The following is a 22,011-nucleotide window of genomic DNA, read 5'->3' as shown; positions in this document are numbered from 1 at the left end:
TGAGTAAAGTGCCTGGATAAGTTCCGGACGCTTTGCTTTACTCAGATGCTTCACTGCGTTCAGCATGACAGTTGGTTACTCCCGGCCGCGCAGCGGGTACTGCGCCGGAATGCCCTGCGACTTGGCCGGCTGCTTGGCCAGGTCCTGCAAAATCACCTCAATGGCTTTGGCCAGCTGCGGGTCGGCACCGTTCTGGGTGTCGGCGGGGCGCACGTCTACTTCGATGTCGGGGGCCACGCCTTCGTTCTCAATTTCCCACTTGCCATCGGGGCTGTACACGGCAAAGCTGGGCGAGGTTACGCTGCCGCCGTCGATGAGCGGCGGGTAGCCAGAAATACCCACCAGGCCGCCCCAGGTGCGCTTGCCGATGACCGTGCCCAGCCCGCGCTGCCGGAAAAACGCCGGCAGCGCATCGCCACCGGAGCCAGCAAACTCGTTCACCAGCATCACCTTGGGTCCGTAGATGGACGAGCCCGGCGAGGTAAACGGCCGGCCCTCCCGCGGGGCCCAGTAGCTGAGTAGGGGCCGGTTGAGCAGGTCCAAAATGTAGTCGGCCACGAAGCCGCCGCCATTGAACCGCTCGTCCACAATTACGGCCTGCTTATCGAGCTGGCTGAAATAGTAGCGGTTGAAAAACTCGTAGCCTTCGGCTCCGGTGTTGGGCAGGTACACGTAGGCCACCTTGCCACCCGTGAGCCGGTCTACGGTGCGGCGGTTATCCTCGACCCAGGCAATGCGGCGTAGGGTGGCTTCGCTGGCCACGGGCACCACGGTTACCTCGCGGGCTCCTTTGGGGCCGGGCTTATCGTTCACCAGCAGGGTAATCTGCTTGCCCACGGTGTTCTCGAAGAAGCTATACACGTTGTCGGTGCCGCGCAGCGGGCGGTTGTTCACGGCCAGCAGGTAGTCGCCGGCCCGCACGCCCACGCCGGGGCCGGTGAGGGGGGCGCGCAGGCTGGGGTTGAAGCTCTCGCCGTTGAATACCTTTTTGAAGCGGTAAACCCCGTCCACTACCTCGTAGTCGGCCCCGAGCAGACCCACGGGGTTGGCCGTGAGGCTGGGCATGTCGCCGCCGCTTACGTAGTTGTGGCCCACCACCATCTCGCCCATCATCTCGGCAAATAGGTAGTTGAGGTCGGCCCGGTGCGCCACGTAGGGCAGAAAGCCGGCGTACTTCTTTTTGGTGGCGGCCCAGTCGAGCCCGTGCATGCCGGGGTCGTAGAAGTAGTCGCGCTCCAGGCGCCACACTTCGTCGAACATCTGGGCCCATTCGTGGCGCGGGTCCACGTAGGCGTCGAGGCTCGTCAGCGCCATTTTGCCGTCGTTGGCCACTGGTTTGCCGGCCGCTTCCACAATGCCGTAGGCATCGTGCGGCGCCATGTAGAGCAGCTTGTTACCGTCGGTGCTCACGGCGTAGTCGTTCACTTCGGCCAGGTACAGCTCGCTTTTGCGCTCTTTCAAATCGTAGCGGTGCAGGCGGTGGTTGGGGGCAGTAGGCGTGGCATCGGGGCCGGCGGCCACGCTGGCGGGCACCTGCTCCAGGTAGAATATTTTGTCGCCGTCGGCCACCTGCACGTTGCTGAGCTCACCCACCACCGAGCCGGGCAGGGCCAGAATGCGCTGCCCCAGGCCCACGGTATCAATTACGATTTTGGCGGTGGCAACGGGCTTGCGCGGCTTCAAATCCTTCACGGCCACTTTGGGCGCGGGGCGGTTGCCCACCGGCTTGCCCACAATAATCGAGTCGGGCTTGCTGATGGCCTCTTTTTCCTCGTCGCTCTGCGGGGCGAAGGGCGAAGTGTCGCGGCGGTTGAGCACGGCCACATACAGCGTGCGCTTGCTGTTGCGGTCATACGACGACATGTCCAGCCAGGTAGCGCGCAGGGCCACGTCGTTGCTGGCCGTAAAAAACAGGTACTTGCCGTCGCGGCTGAAGGCGGGCGCGGTGGCGTCGCTGCGGCCGTCGCTCACGGCCACGCGGCGGCCGCTGGGCAGGTGGTACATCCACACGGTACGCATGTGGTTGGGCATCTGCTGGGCGTAGGCCAGCCACTGCCCGTCGGGCGACCAGGCCGGGTCGAGGGCCGGCTCGTCCAGCAGCGGGCCGTAGGTATCGGCGGCCACGCGGGTGGTTTTCTTCGAAGCCAGGTCGAGATACCATAGGTTCAGCTTCTTGTCGGTGTAGGCAATTTTCTTGCTGTCCGGCGACCACAGGGGGCGGAAGTAGAAGGAGTTCGGCCCCAGCGAATACGCCTGCGCCGGTTTCAGCCCGCGCTGGTCCTGCACCATCAGCTGGTACTCGCCTGAAGCGTCGGACAGGTAGGCGATGTGCGCGCCGTCGGGGGCCCAGGCCGGGTAGCGCTCGTGCGAGGTATCGGAATGGGTCAGGTTGCGGCTTTCGCCTTTTTTGGCCGGCACGGTGAACACATCGCCGCGCGCCTCCACCACGGCGCGCACGCCTGTGGGGGAGATGGCTGCCCCGTGCAGCATGCCGGCCACGCTGCGGTACTGCGGCCGCAGGGCCAGCACCTCGGGCGAGATACTGATTCTGAGGTCGGTCGTCTGGCCCGAGCCGGTATTCATTAGGTGCAGCCGGCCGGCCTGCTCATACACCAAATCGGTGCCGTTGCCGCTCAGCGCCTTCACGTCATAATCGGTGTGGCGGGTCAGCTGCTCCACTTTTTTGGTGGCCGGGTCATATACGAACACGTTGTTGGTACGGGCGCGGTCACTCAGGAAATAGACCTTGCCGCCCAGCCACAGCGGGCTGGTGTCGGTGGCGTTCTCGTGCGGAATCCCCTCGGTGGCTAGCGTCTGCAAATCCGTCAGCCAGATGGGGCCGGTCTGGCCGCCGCGGTAGTGCTTCCAGGTAGTGGTGGGGTTGGTAATATGCGTGTGGGCCAAGGTTTTGCCATCGGGCGAGTAGCTGCCCTTCTCACCCATCAGCAGGGGTAGGCGGGTGGGCAGCCCCCCGCTCATCGGCACGGTGAAGAGCTGCAACGAGCGCGCATAGGCTTCCTGCGAGCTGCTGAAGAGGATGCGCTGCCCGTCGGGCGTCCAGTCGCGCACCACCTCGGCCGAGGGGTGCCACGTCAGGCGGCGTGGCTGCCCGCCGCTCACTGCTACCACGTACACGTCGGCGTTGCGGTCGTAGTCGCCGGTGAAGGCAATGAACTGGCCATCGGGTGAGAAGTGGGGGTTGGTTTCCACACCCGCGCCCACAGTCAGGCGCTGCGGATTCGAGCCGTCGCGGTTGGCCAGCCAGATGTCGCCGGCGTAGCTGAAGGACAGCTTGTCGCGGCTCAGGGCCGGCTCGCGCAGCAGCAGGGTTTCGGGGGGTGGGGTTTGGGCTTGGGCCGCGCCGGCCAGCAGCAGCAGTGGCGCGAAGAAGTAGGTTTTCAGCATGTTTGCGCAGAATTGAGGTGTTGCGCAAAGCTAGCCGGATTTTGGGACTTTCGATGGGATAAATTGGATGAAAATCGAACAGTCATGCTTCGCTGCGCTCTGCATGACCGCCTTTTTATTATCGTTTAGGAAAGCGCTTTACGCCTCCAGCCGCAGCACCGCGCGGCTATGCTTGCGCACGGCGGCGGCCAGCGCTGGGTTATCGGCCAGCTTCTGGCCGAAGGAAGGCACCAGCTGCCGGAACCGGGCCTGCCATTCGGGCGAGGCGGCGCGGGCGGGGAAGCACTTCTGCACCAGCTCCAGCATGATGGCCACGGCCGTGCTGGCCCCCGGCGAAGCGCCCAGCAGCGCGGCGATGGAGCCATCGGCGGCCGTCACCATCTCGGTGCCGAATTCGAGCACTCCGCCTTCTTTCTTGTCCTTTTTGATGACCTGTACGCGTTGGCCGGCCACTTCGAGCTGCCAGTCGGCGGGGTTGGCTTTGGGGTAATACTCGCGTAGGGCGGCGGTCCGCTCCCGGGGCGTTTGCAGCACCTGGCCGATGAGGTATTTGGTGAGGCCCAGGTTGCGCGCCCCGGCATAAAGCAGCGGCCGGATGTTGCCCAGCTCGATGGATTTGAACAAGTCGGTGTACGAGCCCTGCTTCAAAAACTTGGTGCTGAAGCCGGCGTAGGGGCCGAACAGCAGCTCTTTGCGGCCGTTTATCTGGCGCGTGTCGAGGTGGGGCATCGACATGGGCGGCGAGCCCACTGCCGGCTTGCCATACACTTTGGCCTCGTGCCGGGCAATTATGTCCGGGTTCTGGCACTTCAGCCACTGCCCACTCACGGGGAAGCCGCCGAAGCCATTTGCCTCCGGAATGCCCGACTTTTCAAGCAGCGGCAGCGAGCCCCCGCCGGCCCCGATAAACACGAAGCGCGCGCGCTCGATGCGGCTCACATCGAGCCCCAGGTAATTGACTTTCAACCGCCAGATACCGTCGTCCTTTTGCCGAAAATCCTCAATCTCGTGGCCTAAATGAAACTCCACGCCTGGCTGCCCCTTCAAATAATCAAACAGCGCTCGGGTGAGGGCCCCAAAGTTCACGTCGGTGCCAATGGCCATGCGCGTGGCGGCCACGGGCGTGGCCGGGTCGCGCCCGTCCATCACCAGCGGAATCCACTGGGCAATCTGGGCCGGGTCGGTGCTGAATTCCATGCCCTGAAACAGGGGCGAGTACAGCAGCGCGGCGTGCCGCTTGCGCAGGTATTCCACGTTGCCGGCACCCCACACGAAGCTCATGTGCGGGATGGTGTGGACGAACGCCGTGGGGTCGGGCAGCTGCCCTTCCAGTACCAGCGTCGACCAGAACTGCTTGCTCAGTTCAAACTGCTCAGCAATTTTGTCGGCCTTGCTGATGTCGATGGAGCCATCGGGCCGCTCGGGCGTGTAGTTCAGCTCGCAGAAGGCCGAGTGGCCGGTGCCGGCGTTGTTCCAGGCGTCGGAGCTCTCGGCGCCCACGGCGTCGAGGCGCTCGAAGACCGAGATGGTCAGGCTGGGGTCTAGGGCCTTAAGCAGCACGCCAAGCGTGGCGCTCATAATGCCCGCGCCAATAAGGATGACGTCGGAAACGGGTTTGGCAGGGTTGGAAATAGCTGGGGTCATAGCGAAAAAGAGAAAATAGTCGCTGGCAATACGGGGGACAGTCGGCCAGGGCTGTTTGTTGGCGAAGAAAACTGCTCGGGCCTACCTTGCGCCCCCGAACTGGTGGGAGTAACCGACGCGTTGCCGTTTGGCCCGCTTCCCAACCCCACGCGTCGCTTCCCCCAATGCCCGACCTCAACCTGCCCCTGCTGCCCCTGCCCACCCGCGCCGATGCCACGGCCCCGCGTCTGCTCATCATCTACACGGGTGGCACGGTAGGCATGGCCCTGAACAGCAGTGGCGAGCTGGTGCCCATGGAATTTGGCCACCTCGACCGCCAGATGCCCGAGTTGGCCCACCTGCAGTTTCGCCTGGAACTGCTGAGCCTGCCCGCGCCCATCGACAGCAGCAACGTGACGCCCGCCGACTGGCTCTTTCTGGCCGGCCTCATTGACCAGCACTACCTCGATTTCGACGGCTTCGTGGTGCTGCACGGTACCGATACCATGGCCTATTCGGCGGCGGCGCTGAGCTACGTATTGGAGCATTTGGGCAAGGCCGTGGTATTCACCGGGGCGCAGGTGCCGGTGGGGGCCAACCGTTCCGACGCCCAGCGCAACCTCATCACGGCCCTGGAAATTGCGGCCGCCCGTCACCCCCGCGTCCACACTGTGCGCGTGCCCGAGGTGTGCGTGTTCTTCAACGATGTGCTCATTCGCGGTACCCGCGCTAAGAAGGTTGAAAGTCAGCAGTTTGCTGCTTTCAAAAGCGAGAATTACCCGCCCCTGGCCCGTGCTGGCATCAGCCTGGAATTCGACGACAATAGCATTCGCCTGCTGCCCGGCGCGCGCCTCAAGGTGCACGGCCAGCTCGAAACCGGCGTGGCCGTGCTGCGCCTGTTCCCGGGCATTACGGAGGCGGTGGTTTCGGCCATTCTGGGCGTTCCGGGCCTGCGCGGCTGCGTGCTCGAAACCTACGGCTCGGGCAATGCGCCCACCGCGCCGTGGTTTCTGGCCTGCCTGGCCGAGGCCCGCCAACGCGGCGTGTGGCTCCTGAATGTGAGCCAGTGCGAAGAAGGCCGCGTGGTGCAGGGCAAGTACGAAACCAGCGCCCGCTTTGCGGAAATGGGCATCGTGGGCGGCGAAGATATTACCACCGAGGCGGCCGTGACCAAGCTCATGTTCGTACTGGGCTTGGGCGTGAGCGAAGCCCGCACCCGCGAGCTGCTGGCCACCGACCTGCGCGGCGAGATAACGCTTTGAAAATGAGCTAAGAGTTAGGCATTAGGCGTTAAAAGTTAGCAGAACGGCAACTCTTAACTCCTAACTCTTCACTTTTAACTCAATTCTTCCCCTATCTTTGCCCCACGAACCACCATCCTTGAGGGGTGTCCGAGTGGTCGAAGGAGCACGCCTGGAAAGTGTGTATGGGTCTCAAGCTCATCGTGGGTTCGAATCCCACCCCCTCAACATAAGCAAACAAAAGCCCGTTTTCAGATTGGAAACGGGCTTTTGTTTGCCTTGATGCGAAGCTATTTTACTACTTCGAGCCAGCCTTTCCAGGTTTGGCCGGCGGCTACGTCGGGGGCGCTGCCCCAGTCCTGGGTGTAGTTGGCCTGCTCGAATACCTTGCGCTGCCTGCGAAACGACGAGCTGCTGGCGCGACTCTGCGATTTCGACCCGGCTCTTGTGGATTTGGAGAAGCTGATTAGCGTACGGCTCCGAGGAAAAGCTTCGCTGGCATATAATCCAAGCGACGCATGCGTATCAGCAGGCCGCCTTGGCCTCAGCCGAATACGCCGGTATGGTCCGCTTGCTCGTATCTGCTGCAACGCTAAAGCCTGAGCCGCCCTTCCTCAGCGTATCATCATATCCTTTAGCGAAATGATATATTCCTTGGTGCCGGCATCGTAGCGGATAGTGTAATTGGTGGGGAAGTACTTGCCCGTTACCTCATACACCGTGGTTCGCGGAATGGCCTTCACCACGTTCACGCTGGGTACCAACATGGCCTTGGTGAGCATCGGTTCCACGAAGGTGACGTGGCCATCGTAGGTGCCGTAGACGAAGGTGTGGGTGAAGGCCGTGCCCGGCGTGTATTCGGGGCTGGTGGGGTCTATCCAGTGGCGGCCCATCATGGGCATGGTGCGGCCGGGCACCACGTTGGGCGGCGTGCTGTAGCCGGCCAGCAGCTTGTTGGTGGCCGGGAAAATGTCGTCCTTGGGGTCGTCGAGGGTGATGGTATGCTGCGCGGCCATGGGCTGCATGTAGAAGTGCGCATCGAAGTGCGGCACGCCGTAGATGGGGATGGGGTCGTGGCCGTTGGGGTTCCAGCCAAAGGAGAGGTGGTCGAACGGCATTTGCGTGGCGGCGCTGCTGCCGGCGGGCAGGGTCATGTCGTATATCGTGCCCGTGGCCGGCGTGGCGGGCAGGCCGGTCAGGGCAGTTTCTGTGAGCGCCATGTCGATTTCCGTGGGCTTGCCACTGGCATCGGCCGAGATAAAGCTGCGGGCCGAGCCGCTGCCCACCTGCACGGTGGGGCCGTAGGTGATGGAGGGCTGGGCGGCAGGGCTGTCTTTGCTGCAAGCCAGCAGCAGCGGTAGGCCAAAGGCCAGCAGGGCCGCCGAGCGACACCAGCCGCTAAAGGAGATACAAGGGAGGTTTGCCATAGCCAGAGGAGTTGAGCGGGAGCGGAGTTGCCAGGGCTATGAAAATATAATAAAAAGTGAATATTTATCACCGTTCACCAAAATGCCCCTTCCGGGCAGGGGGTAAGTCCGGCCTGCCGGTGGCTGGCAGTGCCCCGCCGGCCGCCGGCATTGCCGCCCGGCCCAACCTGAGCCGTAAAAACCCGTTACCTTCCCCGGCGCAATCCCTCACCTTCCCGGCGCTCACTTATGACCCCAACTCCGACGCTTCCCGCTGCCGCCGCTGGCGCGGTCGAAAAAGACAACAAGCGCATCACCACCGGCTGGACCTTCTACGACTGGGCCAACTCGGTGTATCCGCTGGTGATTACCAGCTCAATTTTCCCGATTTACTGGGGCAGCATCACCAAGGCTATTAACCCCACCGACGTGGTCGATTTCCTGGGGTTTAAGGTGCCGGGCTCTTCGCTGCTCACTTATGCCATTTCGTTCGCCTTCCTGCTCATTGCCTTGGTCAGCCCGTTTCTCACGTCGCTGGCCGACTACTCGGGGCGTAAGAAGCTATTCCTGCAAATTTTCTGCTACATCGGGGCCATTAGCTGCGCGGCGCTGTACTTCTTCACCGAAGACAACCTCACGCTGAGCACCTTCATTTTTATTGCGGCCACGGTAGGCTTCAGCGGCAGCATCGTGTTCTACAATTCCTACCTGCCCGAAATTAGCTCCGAGGCGAATTTTGACTCGCTCTCGGCGCGGGGCTTTTCCATGGGCTACATCGGCTCGGTGCTGCTGCTGGTTATCTGCCTGGGCATCATCATGGGCCCGCACATCGCGGGCGGCCCCGAGGGCGTGGCCCTGTTTGGCATGAGCACCGGCAAGGCCACGCGGCTCAGTTTCCTGCTCACGGGCATCTGGTGGGTGGGCTTTGCCCAAATCCCGTTCTTCACCCTGCCGGCCGATGCCGGCCGCCCCGCCGATGCCCCCGTCAGCCAGGACGGCTGGCTGCTCAACGGCTTCCGCGAGCTGGGCAAGGTGTGGGACCAGCTCAAGCAGCAGCCCAACCTCAAGCGCTTCCTGCTGGCCTACTTCACCTACAACATGGGCGTGCAAACAGTGATGTACGTGGCCACCATCTTCGGCGACAAGGTGCTGAAGCTCGATAGCACCTCGCTCATCGTCACCATTCTGCTGCTCCAGATTGTGGGCATTCTCGGCGCCTGGATGTTTGCTAAAATCTCGGACCGCATCGGCAACACGCGGGCGTTGAGCATCGCGGTGTTTATCTGGATGCTGATTTGCGTGGCCGGCTATTTCGTGCAGGCCGGCTGGAGCTTCTACGCGCTGGCCTCCGTCATTGGCCTCACCATGGGGGCCGTGCAAAGCCTGTCGCGCAGCACCTATTCCAAGATTATACCCGAAAACACCCCGAATTCGGCCGCCTATTTCAGCTTTTTCGACGTGGTTGAGAAGCTCGGCATCGTTATCGGCACCCTCTCCTTCGGCCTGATTGCGCAAATCACGGGCTCGATGCGCAACAGCATTCTTTCGCTGATTGTGTTCTTCATTTTCGGCCTGGGCTTTCTGCTGACGTTGCGCGGCAAGAAGTTGCGCGAAGAATCCCTGGGGCCGATATCGCTGCCGCCGCCGCCGCCCGCCTCGGCCGGGGCCGAAATGGGCGCGCCCATGTCCCGGTAAAGTATTTCCGCCGCTGGAGCGTCCTGACCCTACGCGAGGGCCGCGCCCTCATCCGTTCACCTTCCATCTCCCCATCTTTCTTTATGAGCGACCCCACCACCGCCAATCCTTCCGTGCAAGCCCTCCTCAGCCAGGAGCTGAAGCGCGAGCTGGCCATCACCCGCCGCCTGCTGGAGCGGGTGCCCACCGAGCAGTTTGGCTGGCAGCCGCACGCCAAGAGCATGAAGCTCGGGACGCTGGCCTCGCACATGGCCAACCTCATTGGCTTCCTGCAAATGTCCCTCAGCGCCGATGCCACGGACATGGCCACCATGCAAATGCCCGAGTCGCCCACCACCACCGACGAGGTGCTCCGGCGCTTCGACGTGAACGCCGAGAACATCCACAAAGCCCTGGCCGACGTGGACGATGCCACTTTCAGCGCCATGTGGACCATGCGCCGCGGCGAACAAACCCTCATGGCCATGCCCCGCACCGCGGTGGCCCGCGTGCTCGTGCTCAACCACCTCATCCACCACCGCGGCCAGATGAGCGTGTACCTGCGCCTGCTCGACATTCCGGTGCCCGCCATCTACGGCGGCTCGGCCGACGAGGCCCCGCAGCGGTAGAAGTGGCCAGCTTCTAAGCCAGAAAGGCCTGCTGAACATTGTTCAGCAGGCCTTTCTGGCTTAGAAGCTGGCTATTTGCGGTCAAAAACCAGTTGCCCGCCAATCCAGGTTTGCAGCACGGCGGCACCGCGCAGCTGCTCCTTGGGCGCGGTCAGCAAGTCTGTATCCAGCACCACAAAATCGGCCAGCATGCCGGGCTTGATTTGCCCTTTGCGCTTCTCCTCGAAGCCGGCGTGGGCGGCCCAGGTGGTCATGCCGCGCAACGCCTGCTCGCGCGAAATGGCGTTTTCCATCTGGAAGCCGTCTTTGGGGAAGTTCTTGGCATCCTGCCGGGCCACGGCCGAGTGAAAGCCAAACAGCGGGTTGATGTCCTCCACCGGGAAATCGGAGCCCAGGGCCAGCTGGCCGTACTGCTTCAGCAATTCGGCGTAGGCGTAGGCCGTTTTCAGGCGCTCGGCTCCGAGGCGCTCGCCGGCCCAGTACATATCGGACGTGGCGTGGGTGGGCTGCACCGAGGGCACGATGCCGAACTGCCCGAACTTGGGCATGTCGGCCGGCGTGATGACCTGGGCGTGTTCAATGCGCCAGCGGCGGTCCTTTTGCCCCTTCAGCGCCTCGCCGTAGATGTTGAGGATGATGCGGTTGGCCGAGTCGCCGATGGCGTGGGTGTTCATCTGAAATTTCGACGCCGCCAATTCTTTGGCCAGGTCGCGGAACTGCTTTTCGGTAGAAAGCAGGAAGCCGGTTTCCTTGGGCTTGTCGGCATACGGCTTCACCAGGCAGGCCCCACGCGAGCCCAGCGCGCCATCGGCATACACCTTGAAGGAATTGATGGTGAGCTGGTCGGTGAAAACCGGGCCGTTTTTAAGGTAGTAGGCCCGGTTTTCGGGCGTGGGGGCCAGCATGGCGTAGAGGCGCAGCTTCAGCTTCTTTTGCTGCTGGAGGGCGGCCATCTGGTCGATGTCCGCTTTGTCGAGGCCGGCATCGGCGAGGCTGGTGAGGCCCACGGCCAGGCAGTTTTGCTGGGCCTGCAGCAGCAGCTGAGCGGCTTCGGCCGGGGCCGGGTCGGCGATTTTACTGCTCACCAGGCGCGTGGCATTGTCCACGAGCAGGCCGGTGAGGCGGCCCTGCGCGTCGCGCGTAATGGTGCCGCCGCTGATGGGCGTGCGGGCCGTGACGCCGGCCAAATCCAGGGCCTTCTGGTTCACGAGGGCGGCGTGGCCGTCTACACGGGTGATGAGCACGGGCACGTCGGGAAACAGCCGGTCAAGCGTGTCTTTGGTGGGGAACTGCTTGCTCGGCCAGTCGTTCTGGTCCCAGCCGCGGCCCGTGAGCCAGGCGGCCTGCGGGTATTTCTTCCGGTTCTCCTGCAGCTTCTCAATCACCGCTTTCCACGAGTTGGTGCCCACCAAATCGGCGCTCGGCAGGGCCAGCGCGTAGCGGTAGAAGTGGCAGTGCGCGTCGTAAAAGCCGGGGTAGATGAACTTGCCGCCCGCGTCTACTTCTTGCGCCGCCTGGTACTTCGCCTTGAGCTCGGCCGCCGAACCCACGGCCACGAATTTGCCATTCTTCACCGCAAAGGCTTCGGCTTTGGCGAAGGTCGAATCGACGGTGTAAACTGTGGCGTTGGTGACCAGCAAATCAACGGCTTCGCGGGGCGACTGGCAGCCGCTGAGCAGCGCGAGCAGCAGCAGGGGGGCGAAGAAATGGCGGAGCGAAGAATGGTTGGAACGAGACATTAATGAGTGAAGTGGGATGAAAAGAAAACGTCATGCTGAGCTTGTCGAAGCATCTCGCGTGCAATAGTAGTCAATTCGTTTGGGCGATTGAATTACTGCCTGATGTTACGCAGCCGGGTCGTTCTACTGTTCGCCTCACCCCCTAGCCCCCTCTCCTTTTCGGAGAGGGGGCTAGGGGGTGAGGCGAACGTGAGGCGCGAGGCTTGCTGCGTAACATCAGTTACTACTACATGCGAGCGGCTTCGGCAGCGCTCAACATGACGTTCTTTTTGTTGTGGACTTTCAGGATTATTCCACCACCACCTGCGTGCCCAGCTCAAAATGGAGGTGCGGGTTGAAGCGAACCGGGAATGGCTGGGCCTCATGGGCCTTGCCCTGCAGGAGCACGCGGCTGCGGCCGTATTCCATGCCATTGTTATCCAGCAGGCGCACCCGCACGGTATCACGGAAGGCCCGCTCGAAAATGACGTAGAGCGACAGCTGCGGCCGGCCGGCGCGCACGCTATCGTCGCCCGCCACAAACGACTTGCCCAGCCGCAGGCCCCGCGCCCGTAAGGCCGGGCTGAGGTTGGTTTGGGCCGTTTCGCGCCGGGCACCGGTGGCCAGCCCATCGGCCAGCGCCGTGGCCGATGGGCTGGCCGATGGGCTGGGTTTGCGCAATGTTTCTGTGGCCTCGTGCTTCGTCCGGTCGCAGCCCACAAGGCCGAGCGCCAGCATAAAAATTGCCCCGCCCCGCATCCGAAAATCAGTAAAGCTCCACATACGAAAGGGTCAGTTTGAATCTGCGAAATCCGTCAAATCCGTTAAAATCTGCGGTCCTTAGTCGAAGCGCATGTGCTTCACCGACTCGCCCGAAAACTGCAGCTCCTGCAGCGACTCGATGCCGATTTGCAGGTGGCGCTTCACGAAATCGGTGGTCACTTTCGAATCCGACTCCGAGGTTTTCACGCCCTCGGGCGTCATCGGGTTGTCGCTCACCAGCAGCAGGGCGCCGTGCGGGATGTCGTTCATGAAGCCGCACACGAAAATGGTGGCCGTTTCCATGTCCACGGCCAGGGCGCGCACGCGGCGCAGGTAGTCCTTGAACTCGGTATCGTGCTCCCACACGCGGCGGTTGGTGGTATATACCGTGCCGGTGTAGTAGTCCATCTCGTGCTTCTTAATCATCGACGACACGGCGCGCTGCAGGCGGAACGAGGGCAGGGCCGGAATTTCCTTGGGCAGGTAATCATCCGAAGTTCCTTCGCCGCGAATGGCCGCGATGGGCAGCACCAAATCGCCGAGCTTGGTCTTTTTCAGGCCGCCGCACTTGCCCAGAAACAGGGCTGCCTTGGGCTTGATGGCCGACAGCAAATCCATAACCGTGGCCGCCATGGGCGAGCCCATGCCGAAGTTGATGATGGTGATGCCGTTGGCCGTGGCTGACTGCATGGGCTTGTCCAACCCGTTCACCTTCACGTCGAACTGCTCGGCAAACATGTACACGTAGTTGCTGAAATTGGTCAGCAGAATGTACTGCCCAAAATCATCGAGGGCTACGCCCGTGTAGCGTGGCAACCAGTTATTTACAATCTCTTCTTTGGTCTTCATAAGCAAGTGCTTGGTTATTGGTGCTTAGTGCTTGGCTGTTTTGTACAGTAGACCTCCGTCCGCCGGTGCTTGGCTGGTGAGAATCCCGGCTTTTGAAACCCATTGGCACGAGGCGAAGAACACCAAGCACCAGGCACAAAGCACCAAGTACTATTTTTGGAGGTGATGCAAGCCTTGGACCTGCCGCCTTTCGAAGCCAAACTTACGCAATCGGCCACAAATCAGCCGCTCATCTGGGATGGGCTGCGGCGTAAGCACGTCGTGCTCACCCCCGAAGAGTGGGTGCGTCAGCACGTTGTTCATTATTTGATAAGCCACCTGGGCTACCCGCGCGGCCTGCTGGCCCTGGAGCGCGGCCTGCGCTATAACCAGCGCCGGAAGCGCACCGACCTGCTGGCCCTCGGCCCCACCGGCCAGCCGCTGCTGCTGGTGGAGTGCAAAGCGCCCTCCGTGGCCATCGACGCGGCCGTGGCCCGCCAAGCTACCACCTACAACCAAACCATCGGTGCGCCGCTGCTGCTGCTCACCAACGGCCTGGTGCACTACTGCTGGCGGGTCGATTTCGCGACGCGAACCAATGAGCGGCTGGAGGAGATTCCGGCGTTTTCGGTTGCAGTGGGGCTGTAGGTTCCCCGCTGCGCTGCGCGCCGGTTGCTTCCCCGGGGAATTCGTGAGCCGGTTTGGCCAAATCCGGCTGCACCCCTGGTTCCAGGCGTAGTGCGCCAGCCGGAAGCAGTATGCCGGCCGCTTCCGGCCGCATTCAAAAACGCGGAGGTTAGCTATGTGGAGCAATACGGGACATTTTTTTAGTGGCAGAAGCGCGGCGGTATTATTAATATATAAAATATAATATATTTAAATTACTGCTGGATAGCGCCCTAACAGGCCTGCAGTGGCCTGTTGGAGGAAAGCTGAGCATTAGGAGGATTTTTTCCACCTGAAAATAGCATTCTTATGCCACCTTAACTACACGTTTTCCCGAATTGAATCCATCATCAGGGACGAATAGCATATTTTTCATTCCCTGATGAGGCCGGAACCTCCCGGCCCCCAAAGCGGTAGCTTATTGCTTGCTGCATCCCGAAAACACCGCCGCGTAGCGCCCGCCAGCGGGGATGCTGAGCCAGCGTTGCACCCCCGCACGCAGCCCCTTAAGGATTGAAAGCCGCTCTCCCGGCTCTGCTTGGTAACTGGGGTTTCTGTTTCTGGTTGCTCGTTGCTGGTTTAACGCGATTGAGCCGGGTTGCCGGCCGAAAACCAACCAGCAACCCGCTTAAACCAGTAGAAACTTCTGGTTCAAAAGTTACTGGCGTAACAGTAGTTGGTAACCAATCCCCATTCCAGCTGGTGCTGCCCTGGTAGCGCCCCACGCGCTTGCGCCTGGCGGCCCCGCCGCCAGCCTGGCCGTGTATTGCGCCCAGGCAAGGGCGCACCCCCCTGACTCCGCATTTTAGAATGGTGTTGTGGCTACCGGCACCGCAACGGCTGCCGGGCACTTGCTCTATTCATCCACTATTTTTTGTCAGCTGCCATGAAAAACCATGAATCAATTATCTCATGTGCCGGTGCCCCGGATAAGCCTCGGGGCGGTGTCGTATTGCCTTGCCGGCACGAGCCAGCGAACCATGCACAAAGCCTGAAGACCACGGCCGGTTGGCAATGGCTTGTGCTGGCGGTGATGGCCGCCGTTTTCTCTTTTTCAACGGTGAGCTTTGGTCATGCCGCGCCCTTGGATATGGTGGCTGGCGCTGGCACAGGCGTCAGTGCCAGCCATTGCCCTTCGCCCCCGGTGCTTTCGAGCGCCAACGTTAAGGTGACGCAACCTACCTGCACCAATTCAACCGGTTATATACAAGTGCTCAATGCGCCGTTCAACAGCGTGGCCCAACTTACGCCGAACGCGCCCAAGCCTTCCGGGGGCAACCCCTATCTGTTCTCCTACCTGGTGCCCGGTACCTACCGCCTCACCCTGACGGTGAACGGCTGCACCTCGGCCCCGCGCACCATCGTCATCAATCCGGCTCCTGCACCGGTGCTCACGCTGGCCAATGTTAGGGTAACGCAACCTGCCTGCACCACCACTACCGGCTATATTCAGGTGCTGAATCCGCCGGCGGGCGCCACGGACCAGCTCACGCCGAATGCGCCCAGACCGTCCGGGGGCAACGCTTTTCTGTTCTCGTTCCTGCCGCCGGGCACCTACAGCCTCACGCTGACGGCGGCGAACGGCTGCACCTCCGCTCCGCTGTCGATAGTCATCAATCCGGCCGCGCAGGTCGTCACCAGCTTCACCTTAGTCAATGCCGATACCGATACCGACCCGCAGCCCTTGACCGACCGGATGGTGCTCAACCTGCCCACGCAGAACCTGAACGTCCGGGCCAATACCAGCCCGGCCAACGTTGGCAGTGTCGTATTTAGCCTTAATGGGCCCACCAGCCAGAACCAGACCGAGCTGGTAGCCCCGTACGCGCTGTTCGGCGACGACGGTGCGGGCGACTACTTCGGCCGGACCCTGACCCTGGGGCGTTACGTGTCCTTGTTGGCCCAGCCGTACTCCACCACCGGCTGCGCGGGTACCCCGTTGGAAATCACCTTCACCGTAGTCAATGAGCCAGTTACGGCAGGCAATATCGCCTACACCCTGGTCAATGCAAATACCGGCCTCGATATTCAGGCGCTTGTGAACGGGGCCACGCTCAACCTGTCTACGCTGCCCACGCGCAACCTGAACATCCGGGCCAACACAAATCCTGCTACGGTGGGCCGGGTCGAATTTGCCCTCTGCGGCGCCCAGACCTGGAGCCAGACCGAAATGGTGCCTCCATACGCACTGTTCGGCGACAATGGTGCGGGCAACTATTTCGCCTGGACTCCCACGGCCGGCGGCTATACCCTGACCGCGACATCCTACACGCCCGGCGGCATCGCGGGCACCCCGCGCTCCATCGTCTTCAGCGTGACCGATGGCGTGGCCCGTACCACCCTGGCTTCTGCGGCTGCCAGTCCGGCCACCGCTGCCCGCAAAGCAGCGGTCGGAACGGAGTTTACGGCGCTGGTGAAGGCGTATCCAAACCCCTCCGACGGGCAGGTAAGCCTGCTGTTGCCGGAGGCTTTGCAGGGCGAGGTTTCCTACACGCTGGTATCGGCGCTCGGGGCAAAAGTGAGCAGTGGCACCCTTTAGGCCGCCAACGGGACCACGGCCCTGCGGCTCGATTTCTCCCGGTAAATGCAGGCCAGCGGCGTTTACATGCTGCACCTAACCAGCGGGCACACCCAGGCCCACCTCAAATTGCTGCGCCGGTAGCGGTAGTATCTGACACGGGAATTACCTGCGCAACGCCGGCAACTACATCGAGAGCTGTTCAGCAAGTTGCTTTCTGAATAGCTTTATTGCAAAAAGCCCGGTCGCAACTGCATGCGGCCGGGCTTTTCAAGCTAAAAACGAGGGCTGAAAGCCCTGGTTTTTGGGTTTGATTTTCGTCTTGTTGCTCTTTTTCTTCACCTTGGTGTCGGCAGGAATTACGGTTTCGGCAGGGGCGGCCTGGACTACCGTGGTAGAGGCCGGGTCCGTGGTGGTCGTGGTCGACTCCGTGGTGGTTGAAGTAGCCGGGGCCGGTGTAGCGGTCGGATACGTGGCCGGTGCGGGCGTCACCGTGGTCTGGCGCGTGGTGGCGCGTGGTGGCGCTCTGGGCATTGGCCGAGAAACTGCACACGGTGAGGAATAAGGCGATAATGAGGGGTTACTTTTTCATAGGACCAAAAAATTGCGTGAAACAAATTGCCCGCGCTGGCTAGAGCACGGCCAATTGAGGTGGCTTTAATGAGGAAAAGCAATTCCGGGTTCTGATAAAGCGCAAATAGGTAGCCTGAAATCCTCCGAACAAGCATTTGCGCTCGTCGTTGTAATCCCGCTAAGCCACTATTTATAAAGCCTGTTATCCAGCAGCCCGTTCACGTAGAACTGCACGTTGGCCCGCAACTCATCACCGTATTGTTGAACCAGGGCCGGGTCGGGGTTGGCAACGGGTTCATTGGGAATAAAATGGGTCTGGTAGGGGTAGAGGCGCACTTCATTCTTGTTGGTGAGCTCGGTCACGAAGTCAGAATGCACGAGGAAGTACGAATCGCCGTCGCGGAATATGGCGCGGCCCGAAGCGGCGGGGTCGAACACCGACGCACCGAAGGGCAGCAGGGCCGGCTGCTCCTGCGCCAGGCCCAGCACGTCGAGCACTGAGGCGGGCACATCTACCTGCTGCGTGATGCGGTGCGGGTTGGCGGCCGGCAGCGGCGGGCCGGGCCGGAAAAATAGCAGTGGCGTTTTGTGCACGCCCAGCGGGTTCTGGTAGCCGGCGCGGTCCGACTGCGATGTGTGGTCGGCCGTGAGCACGAACAGCGTGTGCGCGTACCACGGCTCGCGGCTGGCCGCCGCAAAAAAGCGCCGCAACGCCATATCCGCGTAGGCAATGGTGGGGTGGATGGGCTGCGTGCCCACCGAAAATTTGCCCTGGTACTTGGCGGGCAGCGAGAACGGCTCGTGCGCGCTGAGCGTGAATACCGTGGCCATAAACGGCTGTTTGGTGGCTGTGAGCCGGCGGTTGAGATACTGCAGGTAGGGCTCATCAAAAATGCCCCAGTGGCCGTCGTAGTCGGGGCTGCCGGCCCCGCCGGGGTATTCATTCAGGCCGTAGTAGTGCTGCATGCCGGCAATGCCGGCAAACATATCGAAGCCCATGGTGCCGTTGGAGCCGGCGTGGTACATGGCCGTGTTGTAGCCGTGGCGGCCCAGAATTTCGCCCAGCCCGTGCAGCTCCGCCGTCTGAAAGCTGGAGGTGATAAACGGCTCATCCATGAGCGAAGGCAGACCCGAGAGCACGGCCGGCAGCGCCTCGATGGAGCGGCGGCCGTTGGCGTAGTTCTCCCGCATGAGCCGCGCCCCGGGAGCCACCGCCAGCGAATCGAAAAAGGGCGTGAAGCTAACCTGGCCCCCGTTTTCCACGCCGGTGTATTCCGAGCCGAAGCTTTCCAGCAGCAGCAGCACCACGTTGTCGGGCGGGGTGGGGGCGGCGGCGCGGGCGGGTAGCGGGGCAGCATTCAGGGCCGGCCGCAGCGCTGTGGTGGTGGGAAAATAGTTCACCCGGTCAATCTGCACTTCATCAAATGATTTCAGGACCGTGAACGCGCTGTTCAGGGCCAGGTGGCCGAGCACGGCGGGCTGCTGCTCGAAGGCAATGCCGGTGCGCAGCGGCTTCAGCTGCCAGCCGCCGCGCAGGCCCAGCACCACCAGGCCCACCACCAGCAGAAACTCCATGCCGCGCTGCACCCAGCGCCCGCGGCCGGCCGGTGCCGCCAGCTCGGCCCGCGTGGGCATGGGGCACAAGCGCCACAGCAAATACACCAGCCCCGCCAGCGGAATGGCCAGGTACCAGTAGTGCAGGCCAATCTGCCCGGCCTGTTGGGCAATGTCGTGGCCAATGGTGTTCCACTCGTTGCTCAGCCGCCGCCCAATGAACTTAAAGTATTCCCAGTCAATGATATTGAGCAGGATGCCCGGCACGTTTAGCAGCACAAACAGGCCGCGCAGCCACTGCTGCCCGCGCCGCGATGCTACCGGCATCAGCAGCGAAGGCAGTACCAGCAGCAGGTTAAGCCACAGCAGCGCGGCCACATCAAACCGCAGCCCGTGCACGAAAGCCGCCGCCACCGCCCCCGGTCCAATTCCCCGGAACGTGACCAGGTTGAGGCCGTAAAAACCCAGGCGGAGCAGCGTATAAACGGCCAGCAGCAGCGCAAAGCGACGCAGCAGTAGGCGGATGGCGGGAGAGGGAAGCAAGGTGGAGTTGAGAGTTAGGAGTTAAAAGTGAAGAGTTAAAACCAGCGCGAGAGCATCAACAAAGTAAAGCCTTCCCAACACATGGTCGGGAAGGCTTTTAACTTCTAACTCTTAACTTTTAACTCAAACAGCCGCCAGTTCCAGCACGGTTTCCACGTTCACCAGGGGCAGGCCCCAGGCATCGGCCACGCCTTTGTAAACCACCTCGCCGTGCACCACGTTCAGGCCGAGGCGCAGGGCCTCGTCGCGGCGGCAGGCTTCCTGCCAGCCCTGGTTGGCCAGTTTCACGGCGTAGGGCAGCGTGGCGTTGGTGAGGGCCAGGGTGCTGGTGTAGGGCACCGCGCCGGGCATGTTGGCCACGCAGTAGTGCACCACGTCGTCGATGATGAAGGTCGGATTTTCGTGGGTCGTGGGATGGCAGGTTTCAATGCAGCCGCCCTGGTCCACGGCCACGTCTACCACCACGGTGCCGGGGCGCATGGTCTTCAGCATGTCGCGGGTGATGAGGTGCGGAGCCTTCGCGCCGGGAATCAGCACCGCGCCCACAATCAGGTCGGCAGTTTTGATGGCTTCGCGGATGTTGTACTCGTTTGAGTACTGCGTCACCACATTCTTGGGCATGAAGTCGTCGAGTTCGCGCAGACGGTTCAGGTTGATGTCCATGATGGTAACCTGGGCACCGAGGCCGGCGGCTACTTTGGCCGCCTGCGTACCCACGATACCGGCCCCGAGCACGAGTACGTGCGCCGGCTTCACGCCGGGCACGCCGCCGAGCAGAATGCCACGGCCTTTCAGGGGTTTCTCCAGGTACTTGGCACCTTCCTGGGGGGCCATGCGGCCGGCCACTTCGCTCATCGGAATGAGCAGGGGCAGGGCACGGTTGCTGAGCTCCACCGTCTCATAAGCCAGGCAAATAGCCTTGCGCTCAATCATGGCGTGGGTCAGCTCCTCGCCGCTAGCGAAGTGGAAGTAGGTGAACAGCAGCTGGTTCTCCTTGATGAGCGGATACTCTTCCGCAATCGGCTCCTTCACTTTGATAATCATCTCCGCTTGCCCGTACACGTCGGCAATGGTGGGCAGCATGGTCGCACCGGCCGAAGTGTACTCCTCGTCCGAGAAGCCCGAGCCTTCGCCGGCAGTGCTTTGCACCAGCACGTTGTGGCCGTGCTTGCGCAGCTCGGCTACGCCGGCGGGCGTGAGGCCCACGCGGTTTTCGTTATTTTTAATCTCCTTAGGAACGCCAATAATCATGAGCGAAGGTGGGAATAAGAGGGATGAGGTGAGGTTAGACTTCGAGCCGCAAAGATAGGGCGCGGGGCTACTACCCGGCGCGTCAAGATTTGGTTCAGGCTACGCGGTTGCCAGCAGCGCATTCAGGTCGAGGGCGCGGGTGTACATCTGCACTTCGCCGTTGGCGGCCAGGGGCCACTGCGCGCGCGGCCGGTCCCAGTACAGCTCCACGCCGTTGCCATCGGGGTCGTCGAGGTAAATGGCTTCCGACACGCCGTGGTCGGCCGAGCCGGTGATGGGGTAATTGGCCGCTGCCAGCTGCCGGAGCGCGCCCGCCAGCTCGGCCCGCGTGGCGTACAGAATGGCCGTGTGGTACAGCCCCGCGCCGTGCTTGCGGGCGGGCGGCCCACCCAGGCTGTTCCAGGTATTGAGCCCAATGTGGTGGTGGTAGCCCCCGGCCGAAATAAAAGCCGCCTGATTGCCAAACCGCTGCATGACCTGGAAGCCCAGAATGTCGCGGTAAAAACCCAGGGCTTTGTCAATGTCCGTTACCTGCAGGTGAACGTGGCCGATGCGCGTCTGCGCCGGTGCTTCGTAAGAGGCGCTGGCTGCGGGAGCGGCACCGGAAACTGCGTTTTCCATAAGATTTCAGTTGATTGACAAGTTACCAATGTACCAACATCAATCCAAAAAAAGGAGCCCCGCCACAATGGCAGGGCTCCAAAAACAAACCGGCTACAAAATCCGTGAAATCCGCTAAAATCCGGGCTAATCCGTGGTCTTATTTGAAGGGCACGGCCGTGCCGCTCTCCTTCACCATGCTGTTGCCGCTGAGGTCGCGCACAATATTGGCCTTGAGCGTGATTTTGGCGTCGCCGCTCACGTCGTTGGACGTGATGGTGACCACGTCGCTCACCTGCCCGAGCTGGCGCTGGCTATATAGTAGCTCCACCATGGCGCTCTGGCCGGGCGCGATGGGGGCGGGGTTATTTTTGTAGCCCACGCAGTAGCAGCCCGACGACAGGGCCCCAAGCACGAGCTCGGTTTTGCCGGTGTTCTTCACCGTGAAGCGGGCGGTGGGCTGCTGGCCGGCTTCCATCTTGCCAAAATCGTGGGCGCTTTGGTCGAGTACCAGGTGGGGCGAGGCGGCCAGCTGGGCCGGCGTGAGCGTGGGCTTAATCTGGTCTTTGGTGAGTACCGTGCCTTTGATGCTGAGGACTTTGCTGGCCTCGGTGGCGTTGCTGGTTACGGTCACCGTTTTGTTGAACACGCCGGGGCGGCCGGCGCTGCTGTACATGGCTTTGATGACGCCCATTTTGCCGGGCAGCACCGGGGTTTTGGTCCAGTCCGGGGTGGTGCAGCCGCAGCTGGCCTGCACGTTGGAAATGATAACGGGCTGATTGCCGGTGTTTTTAAACTTGAACTCGTGGGTGGCCATTGTGCCCTCGGGCACGTTGCCGAAGTCGTGGCCGTCGGTCGTGAACTGCATCACGCCCTGGGCGTGGGCCGCGCCGGCCAGGGCCAGCAGGCAAATAGTAAGGAATTTCTTCATGATTTCTAAACCCTGAGCCGGTAATCAAAAGCCAGCGCGGGCGGTTTTGAAGGAGAAAAACAAAACCGGCAGTAACAGTGTCGGGCTGA

General features: G+C 62.0%; 16 protein-coding genes and 1 tRNA gene. 6 read left to right on the top strand and 11 right to left on the bottom strand.

Features of this window, described 5'->3' with window-relative positions; all coding sequences use genetic code 11:
* Positions 1-75 precede the first annotated feature (75 nt).
* Positions 76-3,405: a S41 family peptidase gene (locus KQ661_RS15080; RefSeq protein ID WP_216727381.1), complete on the bottom strand. Its 3,330-nt coding sequence runs from the start codon at positions 3,403-3,405 to the stop codon at positions 76-78.
* A 138-nt stretch (positions 3,406-3,543) separates the two neighbouring features.
* On the bottom strand, positions 3,544-5,049 hold the full coding sequence (mqo, locus tag KQ661_RS15075; protein ID WP_216726375.1) for a malate dehydrogenase (quinone): 1,506 nt from the start codon (positions 5,047-5,049) through the stop codon (positions 3,544-3,546).
* A 164-nt stretch (positions 5,050-5,213) separates the two neighbouring features.
* Between mqo and KQ661_RS15070 the strand changes: the two genes are divergently transcribed.
* On the top strand, positions 5,214-6,290 hold the full coding sequence (locus KQ661_RS15070; protein ID WP_216689129.1) for an asparaginase: 1,077 nt from the start codon (positions 5,214-5,216) through the stop codon (positions 6,288-6,290).
* A 119-nt stretch (positions 6,291-6,409) separates the two neighbouring features.
* Positions 6,410-6,497 (top strand) — tRNA-Ser (locus KQ661_RS15065).
* A 386-nt stretch (positions 6,498-6,883) separates the two neighbouring features.
* On the opposite strand, the gene KQ661_RS15060 is transcribed toward KQ661_RS15065, so the two are convergent.
* Positions 6,884-7,696, bottom strand: coding sequence for a DUF5602 domain-containing protein (locus KQ661_RS15060; protein WP_216689128.1), 813 nt, complete (start codon positions 7,694-7,696; stop codon positions 6,884-6,886).
* Positions 7,697-7,924: 228 nt separating this feature from the next.
* Here KQ661_RS15060 and KQ661_RS15055 point away from each other — a divergent pair, with 228 nt between their 5' ends.
* Positions 7,925-9,370, top strand: a complete 1,446-nt coding sequence (locus tag KQ661_RS15055) for an MFS transporter (protein WP_226915601.1) — start codon at positions 7,925-7,927, stop codon at positions 9,368-9,370.
* Positions 9,371-9,453: 83 nt separating this feature from the next.
* Positions 9,454-9,978: a DinB family protein gene (locus KQ661_RS15050; protein WP_216689127.1), complete on the top strand. Its 525-nt coding sequence runs from the start codon at positions 9,454-9,456 to the stop codon at positions 9,976-9,978.
* A 71-nt stretch (positions 9,979-10,049) separates the two neighbouring features.
* On the opposite strand, the gene KQ661_RS15045 is transcribed toward KQ661_RS15050, so the two are convergent.
* The 3 genes from KQ661_RS15045 to KQ661_RS15035 all read right to left on the bottom strand — a co-directional run bounded on the left by KQ661_RS15045 (position 10,050) and on the right by KQ661_RS15035 (position 13,307).
* Positions 10,050-11,717 (bottom strand): amidohydrolase, encoded by a 1,668-nt coding sequence (locus KQ661_RS15045; RefSeq protein WP_216689126.1) that lies wholly within the window; start codon positions 11,715-11,717, stop codon positions 10,050-10,052.
* A gap of 288 nt (positions 11,718-12,005) precedes the next feature.
* Positions 12,006-12,434 carry a hypothetical protein gene (locus tag KQ661_RS15040; protein ID WP_216727380.1) on the bottom strand — a complete coding sequence of 143 codons (429 nt, stop codon included), beginning with the start codon at positions 12,432-12,434 and terminating at the stop codon, positions 12,006-12,008.
* Positions 12,435-12,536: 102 nt separating this feature from the next.
* A complete protein-coding gene (locus KQ661_RS15035) occupies positions 12,537-13,307 on the bottom strand; it encodes an AMP nucleosidase (RefSeq protein WP_216689124.1) in 771 nt (256 codons plus the stop codon).
* Between the two features lie 165 nt (positions 13,308-13,472).
* On the opposite strand from KQ661_RS15035, the gene KQ661_RS15030 reads away from it, so the two are divergent.
* Both KQ661_RS15030 and KQ661_RS15025 read left to right on the top strand, forming a co-directional pair.
* Positions 13,473-13,934, top strand: coding sequence for a type I restriction enzyme HsdR N-terminal domain-containing protein (locus tag KQ661_RS15030; RefSeq protein WP_216690715.1), 462 nt, complete (start codon positions 13,473-13,475; stop codon positions 13,932-13,934).
* 1,228 nt (positions 13,935-15,162) lie between these two features.
* Positions 15,163-16,491 (top strand): hypothetical protein, encoded by a 1,329-nt coding sequence (locus tag KQ661_RS15025; RefSeq protein WP_216727379.1) that lies wholly within the window; start codon positions 15,163-15,165, stop codon positions 16,489-16,491.
* 249 nt (positions 16,492-16,740) lie between these two features.
* Here the strand turns inward: KQ661_RS15025 and KQ661_RS15020 are convergent, their stop codons facing one another.
* The 5 genes from KQ661_RS15020 to KQ661_RS15000 form a co-directional block, all read right to left on the bottom strand.
* Positions 16,741-17,004 (bottom strand): hypothetical protein, encoded by a 264-nt coding sequence (locus KQ661_RS15020; protein ID WP_216727378.1) that lies wholly within the window; start codon positions 17,002-17,004, stop codon positions 16,741-16,743.
* A gap of 225 nt (positions 17,005-17,229) precedes the next feature.
* Positions 17,230-19,140 carry an LTA synthase family protein gene (locus KQ661_RS15015; RefSeq protein WP_216689122.1) on the bottom strand — a complete coding sequence of 637 codons (1,911 nt, stop codon included), beginning with the start codon at positions 19,138-19,140 and terminating at the stop codon, positions 17,230-17,232.
* A gap of 123 nt (positions 19,141-19,263) precedes the next feature.
* Complete coding sequence (ald, locus tag KQ661_RS15010; RefSeq protein WP_216689121.1) at positions 19,264-20,391, bottom strand: alanine dehydrogenase; 1,128 nt, start codon at positions 20,389-20,391, stop codon at positions 19,264-19,266.
* 99 nt (positions 20,392-20,490) lie between these two features.
* Complete coding sequence (locus KQ661_RS15005) at positions 20,491-21,012, bottom strand: VOC family protein (protein ID WP_216726368.1); 522 nt, start codon at positions 21,010-21,012, stop codon at positions 20,491-20,493.
* 139 nt (positions 21,013-21,151) lie between these two features.
* Complete coding sequence (locus KQ661_RS15000) at positions 21,152-21,922, bottom strand: DUF1573 domain-containing protein (protein WP_216726367.1); 771 nt, start codon at positions 21,920-21,922, stop codon at positions 21,152-21,154.
* Positions 21,923-22,011 lie beyond the last annotated feature (89 nt).

The organism is Hymenobacter siberiensis, from assembly GCF_018967845.1.
Taxonomy (GTDB): domain Bacteria; phylum Bacteroidota; class Bacteroidia; order Cytophagales; family Hymenobacteraceae; genus Hymenobacter; species Hymenobacter siberiensis.
Note: the sequence above shows the minus strand (reverse complement) of the source record. Positions and strands in the feature narration are given on the sequence as shown.